We start from the raw sequence: 19890 nt of genomic DNA, 5'->3' as shown, positions 1-19890 counted from the left end.
CGTTCACTGCAGGGAAAGGGAGGCCAGGATGGGCATGCGGCCGATGCGCCGGCTGACGAACCACGCGGCCGCCATCGCCACCAGCGGCAGCACGCAAACGATGGCTGCGCTGTACTCGGGCACCCACAGCAATTGCAGCAGCACGCCCACGTTACGCCCCGGTGGCGGCGCCAGTTCCACATGGGCCGCATTGATCAGCAGCGTGGTGCCATACGCGGCCAGCGCGCCCGCGCACGCCCCCGCGACGCCTTGCAGCAAGCCCTCCAGCACAAACAGCCGCCGCACCATCGCATGGGGAATGCCCATGGCGCGCATGGTGCCGATCTCCTTAGCGCGCTCGTAGATCGTGGTGAGCGTCATCGCCGCCACGCCCAGGAACACGACGATGCAGATCACCACGCCGAACACGGCAAACTGGTTGCCATACAGGGCCAGCACCTGAGCATACAAGGGCGCCAGCTGCTGCCAGCTGCGCAATTCGATCCGGCCATCCCGCGCCAGCAATGCGCGCAGCTGTGCCGACATGGCGTCGGCCCGATTCGTGTCCCGGTACAGCACGGCGACGCTGGACACCTTATCCGTGCGCAGCAGTTCCTGCGCCGTCTCCAGCGGCAGCTGCAGCAGGTACAAATCCGTCTGCGGCACGCCAGTCGCCACCAGCCCCGCCACATCGACGTCGATGGCGTTGATGCTGCCGTTGACGGTGCTCGTCATCAGCGTGACGGACTGGCCGGGCCGCACCGACAGCCGGCGCGCCATCTCCTTGCCCAGCAATACCTGGTAACGTCCTTCCGCCCCGCCGCGTAGCGGCGCGCCGGCCGACAAGGTCTGGAAGGCGCCAAACGCCTGGCGCTCGCGCTCGGGGATCACACCCGTCCCTTCGAAATTGAGCGTGCGCGGCCCGTTCGACACCAGCCCGCTGAACTGCAGCCGTGGCACCACCCGGCGTACCTGTTCCTGGCGCGCCAGCAGCGCCTCCAGCTGTTCCAGCCGGCCGCGCTCCAGCCCGAACTGCAACTGCTGGTCCGCGTAGCCGTCGAACTGGCCGGCGCTGGCCAGTTGCGCATGTCCCAGCCCACCACGGATGGTGCTCTCGCGCAGGCCGTCCAGCGACGCGGCGATGTAGGACACGAACAGCACCAGCGCCAGCGTGCCAACGGCGATGGTCCCGGACAGCAGCAGCGCGCGCCGTCCATTGCGCCGCACGTTGCGCAGCGCGAGCATCAGCCATTGCATCATGCGGCCAGCCTGCCATCGGCCAGATGAATCACGCGCTGCGCCATGTCCATCACCCGCTGGTCGTGGGTGGCGATGACGAAGGTGGTGGCCATCTCGTGTTGCAGACGGGCGATCAGCTCCAGCAGTTGCTGGGCCGTCTTGCCATCGAGGTTGCCGGTCGGTTCATCGGCGATCACGAGACTGGGCTGGTTCACCAACGCCCGCGCGATGGCCACGCGCTGCTGCTGGCCGCCAGACAACTCGGCCGGCGCATGGTGCAGCCGGTGGCCCATCTCCACCTGCTCCAGCGCTGCGGCCGCACGGCGCCGTCGCTCGGCCGCCGGCAATTTGTGCATGGCCAGCGCCAGTTCCACGTTTTCCTGCGCCGTCAGGGAAGGCACCAGGTTAAATTGCTGGAACACGAAACCCAGCCGGCGGTTGCGGTACTGGTCCAGCTGCGCTTCGGCGATGCGGTCCAACCGCTCACCGCCCACCGACACGGTGCCGCTGTCGGGCTGGTCGAAGCGCGCCAGCATGGCCAGCAGCGTGCTTTTGCCGCTGCCCGACGGGCCGGCGATGGCCGTCACGCTAGGCTGGTCGATGCGAAACGATACGGCGTCAAGCGCCACAATCCGCTCGCCGCCGCGCTGAAAGTGCCGGCAAACGGCATCCACTTCCACGATAGCTGTCATGCGCCGCCTTTCAATATGTCAGTTCAACGTCGATCGAGATCGCACCCGGCTTCAGCTCGATGGCCGCATCGTCGAACGAAGGCGGCCCGTACTTGCCGCGCGCATTACGCGAGAAGCCATAGCCTTCCAGCGGCATGCCATTGGGGGATTTGTCGAACAGGCCGTTCTCGTTCTCGTCATGGAACAGCATCACGGCGTATCGGCCGGGGACGATGTGCTTGAACCGCAACGTCATCGACGGTGCCGCCGGCATGGCCACCATATGGGCGCACCGTTTCAGGAAGCCGTCCCGGTCGCACAAGGCGGCCAGGACCTGCCCCGCGTTGCCGGCCACGCCCGTCAGATGAACGGCCAGATCCGCCGCCGCACCTGCCTTCGCGGCCTGGGCCACTGGTGCGCGTCCGAACTGCAAGGCCATCAACACGCCCGCCCCAGCGGCGGCGCACAATGCGCCGGCGAGCAAGCGCCGGCGCCGGCCGCTGGCCGTGGTGGCAGGTTGTACGGGCTTCATTTGAGACTGCTGCATCAATTCCATCCTCTTGCGGTTGCCGGCGTCAGGCGCGCGGCATCCAGGTGAACCGGCGTGCCGACAATGCCAGGCAAGCGCCCAGCATCACAGACAGCAGCACCAGGCTATAGGCTTCCGTGTTCCATGCCATGGCGCCCGTCAGGCCGCGCCGTACGCTGGCCATCATGGCGTTGAGCGGCATCCAATCCAGCGCATCGCGCAGCAGCTTGGGCAAGCCGCCCACCGGCACCATCAGGTTGCCGGAGAAAAGCAGCGGGAAATACAGCAGGTTGCACAGCATGGTGGCCGCCGTCACGCTGTTGGTGAGCGCCGCGATCAACAGGCCCAGGGCCAGGAAGGCCGCCGCGCCCAACGCCAGTACGCCGGCGGCGGCGGCGACCTGCATGGCGCCGGAAGTGATATGGACGCCGTAGATGGCCCAGGCGGCGAAGAACATCACGAGGCTGGCCGCCAGCATGATGACGAGCCGGGACACGCACCATGCCGCCACCACCACCCCGGTCGGCATGGGGAACAGCTGGTACATGCGGAACATGCCGCCTTCGCGCGCGGCCACCAGCGGCGCGGCGAAGCCCATCAGGCTGGTGGACAGGATCACCATGCCGGCCAGTCCCGTGACGAGGAACAGCCGGTAATCGAGCGTCCCCTCGCCCTGCCGCGGTTGGGGTGGCGGCGGCAGCGCGACGCGCGGTGCGGCCTGCAAGCCGTTCAGGTTGTAGGCGTCGCTATAACCGCGCAACATGCCGTAGGCCGCGTCGTAGGCCGCGCCGCCACCCTGCCCGCCGCTGAGCGCGAATTGCGTGCTGCGGCCCGCCGCCGCGTTGGCAGCGAAGCCCGATGGAATGGTCAGCACGAAGTCGGCGTGCGGGTCGGATTCCGGCAGCAGGTTGAACTCCACGCTGTGCTGCTGGCGCAGGCCGGCCCGCAAATGGCGCGTGTAGGCGCGGCTTTCCTCGCTGTGGTCCTGGTCGACCACGGCCAGCGACACGGGGCCCAGCTTGACGTCGTTGCCGAACAGCGCCATCTGCATCACCAGCATCAGCAGCGGAAACGCGAAGGTCCAGAACAGCGCCAGCCGCCCACGCAGGAACATGGCCAGGTCGGCGCGCACAAGGTGCATCAGTATTTTCATGGTGGCGAAACAGGTTGGTTGTCCGGCGCGGGCGCCTGCGTCACGTCGGCCAGGAAGTCTTCCACCGACACGGGCTCCAGGCTGAACGAGGTGATGCGCTGCTGGTCGATGTAGCGGCGGAAGTCCTGGTCGAAGCCCTCGCGGCCGAACAGTTCCCACCCGCCCTCGCGCTGCGCGGGCGCGCGCACGAGGCCGGGCAAGGCTTGCAGCGCCTGCAGCGCCTCGTCCGTCAACGGCTGGCGCAGCACGCCCTTGTAGTGCCCCAGGCGATGCGCCATCAGCACGTCGAGCCGCCCTTCGGCCACGATGCGGCCGTCATCCATGCAGCAGACCCGGTCCATGCCCTGCAGGTCGGCCGGCGCGTGGGAGATCATCAGCAACGTCAACGGCAGGCTGGCCAGCAGCTCGCGCAACGAACGGGCGAACCATTCGTCCAGCCCCAGCGATGGTTCGTCAAGGATCGCCAGTTCCGGTACATGGGCCAGCGCCATCCACAGCATCAGGCGCTGCTTCTGCCCGCGCGAGAGCTGCTGCCAATAACGGTCGCGCAATTCGGCCAGCCCCAGCGCGCGCGTCACTTCCGGCGCAGTGCGCTGGTACATGGCCTGGTGCAGCGCCATCATCTCGCTCACCCGCGTCTGGCCCGGCATGTCATACCCTTGCAGCAGGCCGCCGATGCGCTGGCGCGTGGCGGGCACGCGCGGATCGCCCAGATGCAGGGCGATATTGCCTTGCTCCGGCTGGCGCAAGCCCAGCAACGCTTCCATCAGCATCGACTTGCCGCTGCCGTTGCGACCGATGAAGGCCACCCGCTCGCCGCGCCGCACCGCCAGTGGACCGGGGCGCAGCGTGAAGACCGACGAAAGACGCAGCGACACGTCGCGCATTTCCAGCATTACCGGCGCCTGCGCGGCAGCGGCCTCGCTGGGCAAGGCGGCGGGCGCCGGCGCGGCGGCCTCCTGCGCCGGCGTTTCAATGCCGTATTCCAGCAACACCTGGCGCGCATGCTCACGATAGACGGGATTGCGCATCGCCTGCCGCAGCTTGCTCACCCCGAGGTCACGGTCGCCACCGTAGGCCGCCGGCGCATGCAGCAGCAGCGAGGCGTGCTGCACCAGCAGGTCGGGATCGTCCGGGATCAGCTGCACGGCCTTGCCGAAACATTCCAGCGCCTGCTGGCCGGCTGCCGCCACCTTGATGATATTGGGCCGCGCCAGCAGGATGGCCAGGATCGCGCGCGTGCCACGCCACAGCCACAAGCGCCCTTGCGGCAGGCAGTCGGCGGCAGCGGCCAGCAACTGGTCCAGCCGCGCCAGCTGGGCCGCGCCGGGCGCCTCGGCGAAATTGACCTGCAACAGCGCCCGGTTGATCAATGTACCCAGCAGGCTGTCGAGCAGGGCCGGTTCGCCGTAGATGTCCTCGGCGTCCAGCGCGGCGATCGCCTGGTCCGTGTCGGCTGGCTGCTTGTTGCTCCACGCAGTGAACACGGCCTGGCGTGCGCTGTCGATCAACGCGCTGTGGGCCGAACTGGGGCCACCGCGCCGTTCCGGCACCGGGAACTGCCGTCCGCACGCTTGTTCGACCAGCCGCACGATCTGCGCATCGGACGTGGCGCGGACCACGGCGGCGAACAGGCGCACGATATGCTCCGCGCCGCCCTGCGCATGAATGGCCGCCACCAGGTCGGCGCCGACGCGGCAGGCCGACTGGTAGACGCGCAGCTCGCTGTCGGCGCTCTCGCCAAACATGTTGTCGGCGCTGCGGCTGAGCAGCGCGCGCACGGGCGGCAGCAGCGCCAGGTCCGCCTCCGGCAGCGTGGCGCCGGCGTAGCGGGCCGCGAATAAGTGGGCCAGTCCCTCGTCCAGCAAGCGCACGCCGCAGGTGAGGAAGCAGTGCGCCACTTCGTGGAACTGCACGGCGCGCATATCGTCCGGATAACCGGGCGACAGCGTGGACAGCCGCATCACGGCCAGGCCGGGGAAGCTTTCCATCGTCAGGTGCAGGTCGCGCGTCTCGGGCCGGCATTGCAGCAGGATGCAGGGCGCGGGCAGACCGAGGAACTGGCGGCATAGTGCGATGGCGTCGTCGAAATTGGCTTGCATGGTGGACGGCAGCACCGTCGCCCCCTCCAGCCACAGGGCGCCGCACTGGCGCCAGCTCTGGCGCCCGGTGGCCATGTCCAGCAGCAGCGGATAGGCATGGAACCTGCCGCGCAAGCCGAACAGCGCGTCCAGCGCGGCCAGCGCCGCCTCGCGCTCGCCCACGGCCGCCAGCCGCAGCACGTCGCTCACCCCTTGCCGCAGGCTGGCCGTGGCGGCGACGCTGGCGGTGGCCGCGCCCTGCCCGGCCATTTCTGACAGGCGGATGGCGTGATCGTTCATGGCGCCGGCACCCCGGCCGCTTCGCGGCCCAGCAGCATGACGGACACCACCGTCTCGGTCACACCGTCAATGTCGAGCAAGGCCGCCAGTTCGTCGTCGTAATAGGCGCCATAGACCAGCGAGCCCAGTCCCAGTCCCTGCGCCGCCAGGCACAGGTTCTGCGATGCGTGCCCCGCCTCCAGCAGCGCCATACGATAGCCGCGCGCACCATACTTGGCCGTGGCGCGCTGCGGCACGCTCGTCATCACGCACACGACAGGCGCGTGCATCGACTTTTCGCCGCCGCGCACCTCGGCACTGGCGAAGGCGTTGCCATCCTGCGGCTTGAGCACGCGCAGGCAGTGATTGCGCGCGTCGTAATGGGCGATACAGGGCGGCACGCCTTCCACCTCGTTCAGGAACAGATAGAACTCGGTTGGATACAGCCCGCCCGGCGACGGGTAGGCGCGGAACGCCAGCTTGACGTGGGGCGCCGCGTCGCTGCTGCGATAACGGTTCACGCGCAGCGCGTGGTGCAGCAGACTGGAAAGCTCGGCCAGCGTGACGGCTCCGGCAAAGCCGCGCGCACTCTTGCGCGCTGCCAGCGCGGCCGACAGCGCGCCCAGTTCCAGCGACGGCTCGGGCAGATCGATGCGCGGACAGGACGCGTACACGTTATAGCCCGCCGCGCCGCGCGCGATGTAAGCCGGATGGCGCAGATAACGCACGATATTGCGTACCTGTCCCGTCAACGTGGCGCGGTGGAACTTGGTCTGCTCGTGCAGAATCTCGGCCGGATCGTCGATATCGAACGCGCCCGCCATGGCCTGCGGCGGCAGCAGCTCCTGCAAACTATTCTTCATGGTGCCTGGCCTTATGGGAATGGGTGGGGATCGGGATTGGGCGGCGGCACTTGCGCCATCCCCCAGTGGGCGGCGATGGTGCACAGCCGGCGCTGGTCGGCGCTGTGCAGGTCGCTGCCGAACAGCAGCGGATGCAGGCCGGGGATCAGCGCCCGCACCACCACGAAGCCAAGGCTGGCGATATCGTCCGAGGTCACATCCACGGCCAGCGCCCGGTGGCCCAGCGCGCGCAGGCGCGCCAGCAGGTCATCCAGCGTGGCCAGCGTATGCAGCGCCGGATCGTCGCTGGACACGCACTGCGCGTTCCCGAACAGGAATGCCAGCGCCGTCTGGCGCGACGGCTCCAGGAAGTAGGCGAAGTGGTCGCCCGGGTTGTGGATGGCGGCCCGCTCCGGCAGCGGCGTGCCGGCGCCGAGGATGGAACTGGCCCAGCAATAGCCGTGCAGCGCTTCGATCACGGCCTTGTTGATGGCCTGCCCCACTTGCAGTTGCGCGCTCGCGCCCAGCGACATGGTGCCGTCCGTCCTGCTGCGGGCCAGGCACAGCACTACCGGCAAGCCGATATCGGTGGTGATGTCCCACAGCCGCACTTCCAGCGATGGATGATCGAGCGCGCGCAGCACGCCCGGCAGCAGCGTGGCGCGGGTGGCCTCGCTCACCTGCAGGCTGCGCGGCGCGTAACGCATCTGCCACATGGCGGCGAAGGCGTCGCGTTCGATCACTTCGAACAGGCCGCTGAGGATGGCGCGCTGCTCGTCCATGCCGCAAGCCAGGCCCGTGGACGAGGACTGGAACACGATCTCGCGCTTGTCCCTGACCTGCATGCCCAGGTAGACCATCTGCGCCGGCACGTAGCTGGCGCGTTCCGGCGCATGCAGATCGAGCGCGCTGGCCCAGGCCCGCGTCACGTCCGCGTCGGGCGCCGCGTAGCTGAAGCCTTCGGCGCCATGCTGCTCCGGCGCGAACAGGATGAACTGTTCCAGGCCCACGGCCGCCTCGCCCAGTTCGCGCTGGCTGGCGTAGTGCAGCTGGTCGTCGAAATGGGCAGCGGCCGAATAGCGTTCGATCGCTTCGCCGAACGCGGTCCACAAGGCCGAGGTGCGGTCGAAGGCGGCGCCGGAGCCGGCCAGGCTGGCGCGGTCGCTGGTGGGGTTGTTCGGTTTGGCGCGCGACGGATCGATCATCATCGCCTTCACGTCGACCATCAGGGCGTTGAACACGAACAGGCCGCGCGCATCCGGGTGCTCGGTTTCCTCCAGCAGCGAGGTGATGATGCCATGGCGCCGGTGCACCAGCGCGGCATGGATTTCGGCCAGGCGCGCCGCTTCGCGCGCTTCGGTGGACATGCGTTCCATCGCTTACGCCCTGCGCCGCAACAGCGCTTGCTGGAACACGCTGCCGACCGGACGGGCGGTGCTGGCCGTGCCGCAGCAGGCGCAGCGCGGCAGGCGCAGGATGCGGCTGCGCTGGATTTCGCCACTGAGGCTGTCGATCTCGCTGAACACGCTGTGCTGCAGATCCTCCAGCGTGCCGCTCAGGTATTGCAGCGCCACGCGCGACGCTTCGGCCACGCCGAACTGCACCGCCAGCTTGCTGGGCAGCGCATGGTACAGGATGTTGTCGTGCCGGCTGCGCACGTCGAATTCGGCGACGAACTTACGCGTGCTGCGCACCCGGTGGAAATAGCATTCATAGCAGGCCGTGGCCTTGGGCAGCACCAGCGGACCGCATTGCACCGTGCTCCAGTCCATGCCCAGGTACAGGCTGGGCATGCCGCGCGCCACCGCTTGCGCGTTCATGGCGCGGAACGCGCCGTAATCCTCGAAATCGGCGCATACCACCAGCAGCGCGCGCTTGTCGCCACAATCGGGCAAGGTGTCGCCGGTGGCGATACGGGTCAGCGGCACATCGAGCTGGGACAGCGACGCGGCCAGCGCGTCGGCGCAGGCGCCCTCGCCGGCCAGCACCAGCATCCAGTTGGCGCGCTCGTACTGGGCGCGCTGCTCGGGCGCGGTCAGCGCATCCATCTCGCGGCGGTAGGCCAGGTGCTGATGGGTGGCGTCGCCATGGCCGCGCGCGTCGTGCGGCACCAGCACGCGCGCGTTGACCAGCGCCTGCACGGCCGCCTGCACCGCCTCGGGCGGGAAGTGCTCGCCCAGTTCCGCCTCCAGTTCGGCCACGCGCAAGCCCTGGGCCGCACGCGCCAGCACCGTCTTGAGCATGCCTACCTTGTCTTCCACGGTGAAGCGCCGCCCGACGACGGACATGGCGATCCTGTCCTCGCCCACCGTCGTGATTTCCGCCAGCGGCGAAACGTACAGACATTCATTCATTGTCAATTGATCCCCATCATCTCAATACCTGGTTCGGGAAAGCGGGAAGCCCGGGCATGCGCGCAGGCCCCGCCAGCCTGGGCCAACGCGGTCAGACCGCGGTCAGACCACAAGCGCACCCGGCCCGACTTTCGACAGGCGAAAGTCAGCAGCGAACGATTAGCAGCAGCAGGAGCACGAGCAGGTGCAGCAGGACACGCTCACGTCGGCCAGCGCACCGCTGAAATCGTCTTGCAGGTATTCCGATTCGGTCGAATCGGTGATCGAGATGAAGGTGGTATCAATCAAGATTTCCATTACTTTTATCCTTGTAGAATGTGAATGAAAGGCCCGCGTCATGAGATATATATGTTTTTCTCATAACGACATGCCGAAATCGAGATTAACACGGGATCATTGCCTTGAGGCAATATCTTTGTATAAAACCAACGATATTAGAATAACAACTCTAATCCGTTTGATTTTGCGCAAACGCCAGCATCAAATGCGTGGCGCCACCGAAGCGGGTGATGTAGGGGTGGCCTGCCTGATACCGGGCCGCCAGTTCGGCGGGACCGACATCGGCCACGGCGCCAAAGCCCAGCGCGCGCAGTGCGGCGGCCAGTTCGTCCGGCGCGAAGAAGGACAGCCACGGCTCGCCCTCGGCCGCGTACTTGCGCACGAACTGGTTCACGCCCCACTGCTCCATGGGTTCCAGCAGGGCCGGCGCAATGCCGTAATCGAACACGATGGCGCTGCCGGGCGGCAGGCGGGCCACGAAGGACAAGGTATCGAAGATGGCCTCGCGCGTCAGGTACAGCGTGACGCCCAGCCAGGAAAAGAAGATCGGCTGATCCAGCCGGCAGCCGGCGGCCCGCAGCGCGTCGGCCAGCTGGTCTCGCTCAAAATCGACGGGCACGAAATGGACGTTGGCCGGCGTGGCCAGCCCCGCCTGATGCAGCAGTCCGCGCTTCCACGCCTGGGTGGCAGGGTGGTCCACTTCAAACACGTGCAGGCCCGGTGGGTGGGGACGCCAGCCGTAGCTGTCCAGGCCCGCGCCCAGCACCACGTACTGCGTCACGCCGCGCGCCACGGCCTGGGTCAGCTCGTCCTCGGCCAGCCGGCTGCGCACGGCCATGGCCAGGCGCACCATGCGCCGCATGCCCACGTCGAATTGAGCGGGATCGGCGCGCACCGTCGCTTCATGTTCAGGGCCGACAATGGACAGCGCCAGCGGGTCGTTGAACAAGGGCGGCTGGTCCAGCAACTGGTGGGCCGCGCGCAGCATGGCCACCGCCAGCGCGCTGCGGCTGGCCACGCCCTGCTGCAACAGGCCCTCGGCTGGCGTGTCCGGTGTTGGCGCCATGGTTACTGGGCCGGTTCCACCGTCGCCACCAGCGCACCGGGGCGGGTGCCGATGGCCGTCAGCGCGAACTGCACGCCCGCGTAGCGCAGGTCTTCGGGACGGAAGGTGTAGATCGGCATGTCGCGCACCACCTGCTCGCTCAGCAGGTTGGCGATGCTGGCCACCTGGTGCTGACGTCCTTCATCAAGGCCATCGAACACGAAACGGTCCACGTGCGCGTCGGCCAGGTAGACGGCGTTGCGGGCCCGGTCCACCGTCAGCCGGCCGGAGATGGCCATGCTGCCATTCCACGACTGGCGCGCCAGCAGCGGCGCCACGTTGGCGTCCAGCGACAACGACACACGGTCGTTCTGGTCCAGGATGGTCAGCTGCGGGTGGCTCAGTTCCACGTCGAGGATGCCCAGCGCGCGGTGGTACATGGGGAAGCGGCGCTCCATGCTGTGCTGCAGGCGCTCCTGCGGCAGGTCGACCTGGCGCGGGCCGATCAGCGTGGCGCAGGCGCCCAGCAGGCCGGCCAGCAGCAGCGGCGCGCCGCGTACGGTGATCCAGCGCCGCATGGCGCCCTGTTTGGTGAGGATGGTCATGGTGAATGCTTTCCGAATGCGAGGCTGACTAAGGTGAAATAAAGTGCGCCATTATTCCACATCCACCGCCCCACCCGTGGCACGGCTGCGTTTCATGCTTGCGTTTTTGACATCCGGTGTTATAGTTCACCATAACACCTCCACAACCATGGGAACCGCCATGAACATAGGCTGGAACGACCACACGCCCATCTACCGCCAGCTCAAGGAGCGCGTGGTGGGCATGATGTTGGACGGGCTGCTCAAACCGGGCGACGCCCTGCCCTCGGTGCGCCAGGTGGCGGCCGATTATCAACTCAATCCCATCACCGTCTCGCGCGCCTATCAGGAGCTGGTGGACGAATCGCTGGTGGAAAAACGAAGGGGAGTAGGCATGTATGTGATCGAAGGCGCGCGCGACAGGCTGCTGGCCACGGAACGGGAACGCTTCCTGCGCGAAGAGTGGCCGGCCATGGTGGAGCGCATCCGCCGGCTGGGCCTGGACCTGGAACAACTGCTCAAGGCGGCGCAGCCGGGGGCGGCAGCATGAGCGCCATCGTCACGGCGCGCCACCTCGTCAAGCGCTACGGCAAACAGACTGCGCTGGACGATGCCAGCTTCGAGATCCAGCCCGGCCGCGTGGTGGGCCTGATCGGCCCCAACGGCTCGGGCAAGACCACGACCCTCAAGGCCATGCTGGGCCTGACCCCGTTCGACGGCGAGCTGTCCGTGCTGGGCCTGGACCCGCGCACCCAGCGTGAGGCACTGATGAACGACGTGTGTTTCATCGCCGACGTGGCCATCCTGCCGCGCTGGCTGCGCGTGCGCGAAGCGCTCGACTTCGTGCAGGGCGTGCACCCGCGCTTCGACCGCGCCAGGGCCGAACGCTACCTGGCCAGCACCAAGCTGACCATGGACATGAAGGTCAAGGCCATGTCCAAGGGCATGGTGGTGCAGCTGCACCTGGCGCTGGTGATGGCGATCGACGCGCGCCTGCTGGTGCTGGACGAACCCACGCTGGGCCTGGACATTTTGTACCGCAAGCAGTTCTACCAGAACCTGCTGGAAGACTACTTCGACGAGAACAAGACCATCCTCATCACCACCCACCAGATCGAGGAAGTGGAACATATCCTGACCGACCTGATGTTCATCCGCGAAGGCAAGATCACGCTGTCGGCCTCCATGGATGAAGTGGGCGACCGCTTCACGGAAGTGATGGTGGAGCCGCAGTTCGTGGCCGCCGCCAACGCGTTGCAGCCGCTCAGCCAGCGCACCGTGTTCGGCAAGGCCGTGATGCTGTTCGACGGCGTGGCGCGCACCCAGCTGGCCAACTTCGGTGAAACCCGCACGCCCAGCGTGGCCGACCTGTTCGTCGCCACCATGAAAGGAACCTACGCATGAACACCATGAAATGGCTGATCCGGCGCGAATTCTGGGAGCACAAGGGCATGCTGCTGTGGGCGCCGCTGGCGGCGGCCACGCTGGTCGCGCTGCTGGCCGGCACCGCCCTGCTGCTCGGGCATAACTTCACCTACGAAGTCAACGGCGTCGGTGGCCCCATCGGCGACATCGTCGTCGAAGGCCATGCCCGCACCGGCATGGCCGCCGCGATGACCCGGCACTACATGGCCGCCGCCCTGCCCCTGTTCATGATGCTGGGCGTCCTCGTGTTCTTCTACTGCCTGGGCGCCCTGCACGACGAGCGGCGCGACCGCAGCATCCTGTTCTGGAAATCGCTGCCCATCTCGGACCGCGCCACGGTGCTATCCAAGGTCGCGCTGGCACTGGTGGTGGCGCCGCTGATCGTGATCGCCATCGGCACCGTGGAATCGCTGCTGTTGCTGTTGGCCGCGTGCGGCATGCTGCTGCTCCACGGCAGCAACCTGTTTGGCGAGGTGCTGGCCACGCCGGACCTGTACCTGGCGCCGCTGCGCGTGCTGGCGCTGCTGCCGGTCTACATGCTGTGGGCGCTGCCCACGGTGGGCTGGCTGCTGATGGTGTCGAGCATGGCGCGCTCCAAGGTGTTCCTGTGGGCCGTGGGCGGCCCGCTGCTGGCGGCCATGCTGATGGGCTGGGCCGACAAGGTGCTGCACCTGGGCGTGAACTCCGCCTGGTTCATGCACACCATCGTGGCCCGTATCCTGCTGGGTGTGGCGCCGGGCTCGTGGTTCCTGTTCACCAATCTGGAAGACCACCAGCTGCTGCGCGGCGACAGCGTGGTGAGCTCATCGTGGGCCAGCCTGGGCCAGCCCGGCCTGTGGATAGGCGCGGTGGCCGGCGTAGCCATGATCGCGGTGGCCGTGTGGATGCGGCGCCGGCGCGAGGAAGGTTAGACAGACGGATACAGCCCGCGGCGGCAAGCGCCGCCGCGGCTTATTCGAATTGCTTACGGAACGCCGCGAACTGGGCCGACAGGTCGTCGAAATCGCGCCGCAACTGCTGCACTTCCTGTTCCAGCTGCGCTACCCGGCTGCCCTGCTGGGGCGCGCTCACGGCGCCGGCGTAACCGGCCGCCGTCTCCTCGCGCGCCAGCGCATCCTCACCACCGAGCAACTGGCCGTAACGCGGTTCCTTGGTGCCGGGCGCCAGCGCCAGGCGCGACACCAGCGGCGGATATTTGTCGATCAAGAACTGCAGCGCATGCTCCACATCGGCCACGCTCTTGAAATCATGCAGCCGCCCCGTGCGGGTGCGGATCTCGCCAGCCGTCTGCAAACCGCGCAGCATGAGGATGGTGAGCACGGCCAGCTTGTCCTGCTCCAGCGACCACTTGATGCGCATGCGGTGTTCGTACTTGGTCACGCGCGCGCCCGCCTGCGTGATGCCGTTGACCAGCTTGCGCTGCATCAGCCGCTGCAGCACGTCGGCCACGGTTTCCTCCGATATCGACATCACCGGATCGCGGCTCGACAACTGGTTGCAGCCATTGGTGAGCGCGTTCAGCGACAGCGGGTAATTGTCCGGCGTGAGCCCCTCCTTCTCGGCCAGCACGGCCAGCACGCGGATTTCAAACGGGTCCAGTACTTCAGTGCCTTCCGGCGACGATGCCATGTTCATCTGTTTCCTTAATCGACAAGCTTGTTCAGTTGGGCCGAATCGAATTTATCACACTCAGGCACGCTTGGGCAGCTCAGGCCAGCGGCCTTCATCACGGCCACGATGCGCTCAATCTGCTTCTCCTGCGTCACGGCGTGGTTGATCAGCGCGTGCAGCGCCTTCGACAATGGATCGTCGCCATTGGCCGTCACGCCGTAGGCCGTAAACAGGTTGGCCGCCGCGCTGGCGCTCGACTGCGCCACGTCCTTCTGCACGATGTGGGCCGGGTTGCCGACCGCCGTCGCGCCTGGCGGCACGGGCTTGAGCAGCACGGCGTTCGAGCCCACCTTGGCGTATTCGCCGACCGTGAACGCGCCCAGCACCTTGGCACCGGCGCCGACGATCACGCCGCGTTCCAGCGTGGGGTGGCGCTTGCTGCCCGTGTGCAGCGAGGTGCCGCCCAGCGTCACGCCCTGGTAGATGGTGCAATCGTCGCCCACCTCGGCCGTCTCGCCGATCACCACGCCGAAGCCGTGGTCGATGAACACGCGCCGGCCGATGGTGGCGCCGGGGTGGATCTCGATGCCGGTGATGATGCGGGCCAGGTAGGAAATGAAGCGGCCGAACCACTTCAGGCTGTGCGTCCAGCACCAGTGCGCCCAGCGGTGCATCACGATGGCCTGCAGGCCCGGATAGCACGTCAGCACCTCCCAGGCATTGCGGGCGGCAGGGTCGCGTTCGATGATGCTGTTGATGTCTTGGCGCAGGTGACGGAACATGGTGCGGACTTTAGTGACGGGGGAACAAGGTGACCGGATAGCTATGGTAGCGTATCCGGTCCGGAATTGCTGGCGGGGGAACGGCGGGGACGGCGGGTGAACAGCCGGCGGCCCCGTTGCGGTGCCGCCAGTATGGGCAGGAAGGTCAGCCTTCCTTGGCCATGCGCTGGCGGCGGGCTTCGTACAGACAGACGCCCGAGGCCACGGAAACATTCAGACTCTCGACGGAACCGAACATGGGGATGCTCACCAGCACGTCGCAGGTCTCGCGCGTGAGGCGGCGCATGCCCTCGCCTTCCGAGCCCATCACGAGCGCCGTCGGGCCGGTGAAGTCGGCTTCGTACAAGCCTTTTTCGCCGTCGTCGGAGGTGCCGATCAGCCAGATGTCGCGGTCCTTCAGGTCGCGCATGGTGCGCGCCAGGTTGGTCACGGTGATGTAAGGCACAGTCTCGGCGGCGCCGCTGGCCACCTTGGCGGCCGTGGCGTTCAAGCCCACGGCGCGGTCCTTGGGCACGATCACGGCATGGGCGCCCACGCCATCGGCCACGCGCAGGCAGGCGCCCAGGTTGTGGGGATCGGTAATGCCGTCCAGGATCAGCAGCAGCGGCGGGCCGTCGATGGCGTCGAGCAGTTCATCGAGGTTGCGCGCCAGCGCCAGCTGGGATGCGAAGGCGATCACGCCCTGGTGGCGGCGGGTGCCGACGATCTTGTCCAGGCGCGACGAATCGACCGGCATCACGCGCACGCCGGCGGCCTTGGCGGCGGCCACCAGATCCTGCATGCGGCGGTCCGTGCGGCCGGCGTCGATGAAGATCTCTTCCACGGACGAAGCCTCGTGACGCAGGCGCGAGGTCACCGCATGGAAACCAAAAATCATTTTATTCTTCATTGTCTATCGCTTCTTCTTACTCTTTGAGGCAGGCTTGGCTGCCCGGGGTGCTACCGCGGCACCTGCCGCGGCATTGGTCTTGCGTTTTGGCTTGGCCTTGGCGGCCGCCTTGGTCTTGCTGGCCTTGGCCTTGCCGGCGCTGGCCGTCTCGAAGCGCGGCTGGCGCTCCGTGCGCGGGCCGGGCTTGACGTTGGTGTTGCCCGGCGCTGATGGTGCAGCGCGGCCACCCTTGGCGGGCGCCGCTTCCCGTTCCGGCACGCCAGCCAGGCGCAAGTCCACCTTGCGCGCTTCCAGGTCCACCCGCACCACTTGTACGGTCACGCGGTCGGTCAGCTGGTAGCGCTGGCCGGTGCGTTCGCCGCGCAGTTCATGGCGCGCTTCGTCGTACTGGAAGTAGTCGGCACCGAGGTCGGTCACGTGCACCAGGCCTTCGACGAACAACTGGTCGAGCTGCACGAAGATGCCGAACGTGGTCACGCCCGTGATCATGCCGGTGAATTCCTCGCCCAGCTTGTCCTGCATGAAGTAGCACTTGAGCCAGGCCTCCACGTCGCGCGAGGCTTCGTCGGCGCGGCGCTCGTTGGCCGAGCAGTGCACGCCCAGCGCATCCCACACGGTCAGGTCGGCCGCCTTCTTCTCACGCCCTTCCGCCTTGTCCTTGGCCTGCTGCTTGCGGGTGGCGTTCGACACGTTGGTGTTCAACACGCTCTTTTCCGTCAGCTTGGGCTCGTACTTCTTGCCCAGCAAAATGGCCTTGATGGCGCGGTGCGTCAGCAAGTCCGGATAGCGGCGGATCGGGCTGGTGAAGTGGGCGTAGGCCTCGTAGGCCAGGCCGAAGTGGCCGATGTTGTCCGGGCTGTAGACGGCTTGCTGCATGGAGCGCAGCAGCATGGTCTGCAGCAGCGGCGCGTCCGGCCGCAGCTTCACTTCGCGCATCAGTTCCGCGTAGTGGGCCGCCGTCGGCTTGTCGCCGCCGTCCAGGTGCAGGCCGGCCTGCTTGAGGAAGGTGCGGACCTGCTTGAGCTTCTCGGCGGTCGGGCTGGCGTGAATGCGGTAGGTGCCGGGGTGCTTGTGGCGGATCAGCAGGTCGGCCGCGCACACGTTGGCCGTCAACATGCATTCCTCGATCAGGCGGTGCGCATCGTTGCGGGTGCGCGGGATGATCTTCTCGATCTTGCCCGACGGGTTGCAAACGATGTAGGTCTCGGTCGTCTCGAAATCGATCGCACCCCGCTCCAGGCGCGCCTTGAGCAGCGCCTGGTACACCTCGTACAGGTTCAGCAGGTGCGGTACGATGCCGGGGCGGCGCGCCGCCTCCGGGCCGCTGGTGTTGCCGAGGATGTCGGCCACCTGCGTGTAGGTCAGGCGCGCGGCCGAGTGGATCACGGCCGGATAGAACTGGTAAGCCTTGATCTCGCCCTTGGCCGTGACGACGGCGTCGCACACCAGCGTGAGGCGGTCCACGGCCGGGTTCAGCGAGCACAGGCCGTTCGACAGCTTCTCAGGCAGCATGGGAATCACGCGGCGCGGGAAATAGACCGAGGTGCTGCGCTCGAGCGCATCGAGGTCCAGCCCGTCGCCGGGCTTGACGTAGTGGCTGACGTCGGCGATGGCCACGATCAGACGGTAAGCCTTGCTGCGGCCGATCTTGACCGGCTCGCAGTAGACGGCATCGTCGAAGTCGCGTGCATCTTCGCCGTCGATGGTCACCAGCGGTATATCGCGCAAGTCGACGCGGTCGGCCAGGTCGGCCGGGCGCACCACGTCGGGCAGCTTGGCGGCCTGCTTGAGGGCGCCGTCCGAGAAGATGTGGGGCACGCCGAACTTGCGCACGGCGATTTCGATTTCCATGCCGGGGTCATCCAGTTCGCCCAGCACTTCGACGATCTTGCCCACCGGCTGCTTGAAGCGCATCGGTTGCTCCGTCAGCTCCACGCTGACCACCTGGCCGGACTTGGCCTTGCCGACGCCGCCGGCCACCAGGATGTCCTGCGAGATGCGCTGGTCTTCCGGCGCCACGATCCAGGCGCCGTTCTCGTTGTGCAGGCGGCCGATGATGTGGGTGTTGGCGCGCTGCACCACTTCCACGATCGTGCCCTCGGGACGGCCGCGGCGGTCCACGCCGACCACCTTGGCCAGCACGCGGTCGCCATGCAGCACTTTCTGCATTTCCTTTTCAGGCAGGAACAGGTCGTCGCCCGGCTCGTCTGGAATGACGAATCCGAAACCGTCGCGATGGCTGGAGACGCGGCCGGCGATGAAGCCGCTCTGGTCGGCCAGCGCGAAGCAGCCCGTGTCGCGGTCGGCCACCAATTGGCCGTCGCGCACCATGGCGTTCAGGCGGCGCGTCAGGATGGCTTGCGCCTCCGTGCCGACTTTCAGCGATTTGGCAAGGGCGCGCAAATCGAGCGGCGCCTTGGCGCCACGGAAGATGCCGAGGATTTCCTCCCGGCTGGGGATATGGGTAATTTGGCTCAAAAGTATTTCTATAGTTTTATTATTGACAGTGATCACTGGGGACTGGGCCCAAGGACTGCGACCGGCCACCTATATTGACACGGTGATAGCGCGTAGTGTACTTGGTATCGGCCCGCTTTACCTAACATGGGGCCGCAAGGGTCCAGATTTTTTGGAAAAAATTTTGTGCACTGATCTTTGACATCCCACAAGATTCCTCTATAATTCTGGTCTCTCGCAGCGACAACGTCTCCGGATAGCGGCAAAGCGGGAAGCGTAAGACAGAGTTGATGTGCAGTATGGAATGAAAGTTCATCTGGCGCGAAACTCTCCCGATCGCTATAATAGCAGAAGTTGTTTAGCAGCATCAGTGCCCACGTGGCGGAATTGGTAGACGCGCATGGTTCAGGTCCATGTGCCGCAAGGTGTGGGGGTTCGAGTCCCTCCGTGGGCACCACTCTACCGAATACGCGAAGAGCCGCAGACTTTCACGAGTCTGCGGCTTTTTTCATTTCCGAACGTGCATCGCTGAAAATATTTCATATTAATCTGCATTTCGCCATTGACCACGACGCTTGCACTCCAGTAAGATACGCCCCGTTGCAACGTTGTAGCGAACCGCTACAGCCCGCAGTGCCCACGTGGCGGAATTGGTAGACGCGCATGGTTCAGGTCCATGTGCCGCAAGGTGTGGGGGTTCGAGTCCCTCCGTGGGCACCATCTACCGGATACGAGAAAAGCCGCAGACTTTCACGAGTCTGCGGCTTTTTTCATGGTGCTTCGCGCAACGCATCCTCCCGCCCATAGGCGCGCCGTCCGCCGCGCAGCCATCTTATACTTTGATCATGCCTGCCCAAGTCCTGATCGCCGGAGCCGGCCCCACCGGCATGATGCTCGCCCTGCGACTCGCCCGCCACGGCATCCCCTTACGCATCATCGACCAGGTCCCGCCGGCGGCCAGGGCATGAACACCGGCCTCAGCGACGCCGTCAACTTGTCGTGGAAGATTGCCCAGGTGCTGCAGGGGCGCATCGCGCCCGCCGCGCTCAACAGCTACGAGCAGGAGCGCATCGGGTTCGCGCGCCAGCTGGTCGCCACCACGGACCGCGTGTTCCAGGCCGCGGTGGCGGACGGCGCCGCCGGCCGGCTGGTGCGGCACTGGCTGCTGCCGCATGTGGCCCCCTTCCTGACCGGCTTCGCGGCCGCGCGTCGCGCCATGTTCAAGCGCCTCTCGCAGATACGGATCAACGACGAGGACAGCATGCTGAGCGCCGGCCGCGCGGGTGATATCCACGGCGGCGACCGTCTGCCGTGGGTGCACGACGCACAGCACGACAATTTCGATCCGCTGCGGTCGATGGACTGGCAGTTGCACGTGTATGGCGTATGCGGCGCCGCGCTGGCGTCGCAGGCCCGGGCGCTGGACCTGCCCGTGCACTGCCTGCCGTGGACCAGCCAGGCCGCGACCACCGACCTGCTGCGCGACGCCGCCTACCTGGTCCGCCCCGACGGCTATGTCGCCCTGTGCCTCGCCCGGCAGGAAAGCGCCGACCTGTCCGACTACGCCACGCGCCACGGGCTGCACTTCGCCGATCTGGAACGGCAGCAGCGTCCCGCCTAGGCCACCAGGGTCAGCAAAACACTCGCCTGCCGGAATAAAGCTATGATAATGGCAAGTTGTTTTATTGTTG

General features: G+C 66.7%; 20 protein-coding genes and 2 tRNA genes. 7 read left to right on the top strand and 15 right to left on the bottom strand.

What is annotated here, in order from left to right; translation table 11 throughout:
• Positions 1–3 precede the first annotated feature (3 nt).
• The 11 genes from H3H36_RS07345 to H3H36_RS07295 all read right to left on the bottom strand — a co-directional run bounded on the left by H3H36_RS07345 (position 4) and on the right by H3H36_RS07295 (position 11056).
• Positions 4–1239 (bottom strand): ABC transporter permease, encoded by a 1236-nt coding sequence (locus H3H36_RS07345; RefSeq protein WP_182215781.1) that lies wholly within the window; start codon positions 1237–1239, stop codon positions 4–6.
• Positions 1236–1910, bottom strand: coding sequence for an ABC transporter ATP-binding protein (locus H3H36_RS07340; RefSeq protein ID WP_182215779.1), 675 nt, complete (start codon positions 1908–1910; stop codon positions 1236–1238). The genes H3H36_RS07345 and H3H36_RS07340 overlap by 4 nt, the downstream gene beginning before the upstream one ends.
• A 10-nt stretch (positions 1911–1920) precedes the next feature.
• Positions 1921–2421, bottom strand: coding sequence for a DUF2141 domain-containing protein (locus H3H36_RS07335; protein ID WP_182215777.1), 501 nt, complete (start codon positions 2419–2421; stop codon positions 1921–1923).
• Between the two features lie 43 nt (positions 2422–2464).
• Positions 2465–3559 carry an ABC transporter permease gene (locus H3H36_RS07330; RefSeq protein WP_182215774.1) on the bottom strand — a complete coding sequence of 365 codons (1095 nt, stop codon included), beginning with the start codon at positions 3557–3559 and terminating at the stop codon, positions 2465–2467.
• An 8-nt stretch (positions 3560–3567) separates the two neighbouring features.
• Positions 3568–5952, bottom strand: a complete 2385-nt coding sequence (locus H3H36_RS07325; RefSeq protein ID WP_182215772.1) for an ABC transporter ATP-binding protein — start codon at positions 5950–5952, stop codon at positions 3568–3570.
• A complete protein-coding gene (locus H3H36_RS07320; protein ID WP_182215770.1) occupies positions 5949–6794 on the bottom strand; it encodes a SagB family peptide dehydrogenase in 846 nt (281 codons plus the stop codon). The genes H3H36_RS07325 and H3H36_RS07320 overlap by 4 nt, the downstream gene beginning before the upstream one ends.
• Positions 6795–6805: 11 nt before the next feature.
• Positions 6806–8149 carry a SagD/YcaO family ATP-dependent cyclodehydratase gene (locus H3H36_RS07315; RefSeq protein ID WP_182215768.1) on the bottom strand — a complete coding sequence of 448 codons (1344 nt, stop codon included), beginning with the start codon at positions 8147–8149 and terminating at the stop codon, positions 6806–6808.
• Positions 8150–8152: 3 nt separating this feature from the next.
• On the bottom strand, positions 8153–9127 hold the full coding sequence (locus H3H36_RS07310) for a TOMM precursor leader peptide-binding protein (protein WP_182215766.1): 975 nt from the start codon (positions 9125–9127) through the stop codon (positions 8153–8155).
• 159 nt (positions 9128–9286) lie between these two features.
• Positions 9287–9424, bottom strand: coding sequence for a hypothetical protein (locus H3H36_RS07305; RefSeq protein WP_182215763.1), 138 nt, complete (start codon positions 9422–9424; stop codon positions 9287–9289).
• Positions 9425–9575: 151 nt separating this feature from the next.
• Positions 9576–10472, bottom strand: coding sequence for a class I SAM-dependent methyltransferase (locus H3H36_RS07300; RefSeq protein WP_182215760.1), 897 nt, complete (start codon positions 10470–10472; stop codon positions 9576–9578).
• A gap of 2 nt (positions 10473–10474) precedes the next feature.
• Positions 10475–11056, bottom strand: coding sequence for a DUF1439 domain-containing protein (locus H3H36_RS07295; protein WP_182215758.1), 582 nt, complete (start codon positions 11054–11056; stop codon positions 10475–10477).
• Positions 11057–11216: 160 nt separating this feature from the next.
• Between H3H36_RS07295 and H3H36_RS07290 the strand changes: the two genes are divergently transcribed.
• From H3H36_RS07290 to H3H36_RS07280, 3 genes are read left to right on the top strand one after another with little or no spacing between them, the layout of a single operon-like run.
• The gene (locus H3H36_RS07290; protein WP_182215755.1) at positions 11217–11585 is read left to right on the top strand and encodes a GntR family transcriptional regulator; all 369 of its coding nucleotides are present in this window, start codon (positions 11217–11219) and stop codon (positions 11583–11585) included.
• Entirely contained in the window at positions 11582–12439 is an 858-nt protein-coding gene (locus H3H36_RS07285; protein ID WP_182215753.1) for an ABC transporter ATP-binding protein, read from the top strand. Before H3H36_RS07290 ends, H3H36_RS07285 begins: the two co-directional genes overlap by 4 nt.
• A complete protein-coding gene (locus H3H36_RS07280; protein ID WP_182215750.1) occupies positions 12436–13371 on the top strand; it encodes a hypothetical protein in 936 nt (311 codons plus the stop codon). Before H3H36_RS07285 ends, H3H36_RS07280 begins: the two co-directional genes overlap by 4 nt.
• Positions 13372–13411: 40 nt before the next feature.
• Here the strand turns inward: H3H36_RS07280 and H3H36_RS07275 are convergent, their stop codons facing one another.
• From H3H36_RS07275 to rnr, 4 genes are all read right to left on the bottom strand, one after another.
• Positions 13412–14089: a YceH family protein gene (locus H3H36_RS07275; RefSeq protein WP_182215875.1), complete on the bottom strand. Its 678-nt coding sequence runs from the start codon at positions 14087–14089 to the stop codon at positions 13412–13414.
• A 14-nt stretch (positions 14090–14103) separates the two neighbouring features.
• Positions 14104–14853: a serine O-acetyltransferase gene (gene cysE, locus H3H36_RS07270; RefSeq protein WP_182215748.1), complete on the bottom strand. Its 750-nt coding sequence runs from the start codon at positions 14851–14853 to the stop codon at positions 14104–14106.
• Positions 14854–14998: 145 nt separating this feature from the next.
• On the bottom strand, positions 14999–15742 hold the full coding sequence (gene rlmB / locus H3H36_RS07265) for a 23S rRNA (guanosine(2251)-2'-O)-methyltransferase RlmB (protein WP_182215746.1): 744 nt from the start codon (positions 15740–15742) through the stop codon (positions 14999–15001).
• 3 nt (positions 15743–15745) lie between these two features.
• Positions 15746–18220, bottom strand: a complete 2475-nt coding sequence (gene rnr / locus H3H36_RS07260; protein ID WP_182215743.1) for a ribonuclease R — start codon at positions 18218–18220, stop codon at positions 15746–15748.
• Positions 18221–18571: 351 nt separating this feature from the next.
• Between rnr and H3H36_RS07255 the strand changes: the two genes are divergently transcribed.
• From H3H36_RS07255 to H3H36_RS07245, 4 genes are all read left to right on the top strand, one after another.
• A tRNA-Leu gene (locus tag H3H36_RS07255) sits at positions 18572–18656 on the top strand.
• Positions 18657–18834: 178 nt separating this feature from the next.
• Positions 18835–18919: transfer RNA gene (locus H3H36_RS07250), tRNA-Leu, on the top strand.
• Positions 18910–19167: an FAD-dependent oxidoreductase gene (locus H3H36_RS26915; RefSeq protein WP_229219787.1), complete on the top strand. Its 258-nt coding sequence runs from the start codon at positions 18910–18912 to the stop codon at positions 19165–19167. The genes H3H36_RS07250 and H3H36_RS26915 overlap by 10 nt, the downstream gene beginning before the upstream one ends.
• Positions 19164–19820 (top strand): FAD-dependent monooxygenase, encoded by a 657-nt coding sequence (locus tag H3H36_RS07245; RefSeq protein ID WP_229219786.1) that lies wholly within the window; start codon positions 19164–19166, stop codon positions 19818–19820. Before H3H36_RS26915 ends, H3H36_RS07245 begins: the two co-directional genes overlap by 4 nt.
• Positions 19821–19890 lie beyond the last annotated feature (70 nt).

Origin of the sequence: Rugamonas fusca (genome assembly GCF_014042365.1) — a bacterium.
Taxonomy (GTDB): Bacteria; Pseudomonadota; Gammaproteobacteria; order Burkholderiales; family Burkholderiaceae_D; genus Rugamonas; species Rugamonas fusca.
This window is presented reverse-complemented; position numbering and strand designations above follow the sequence as displayed.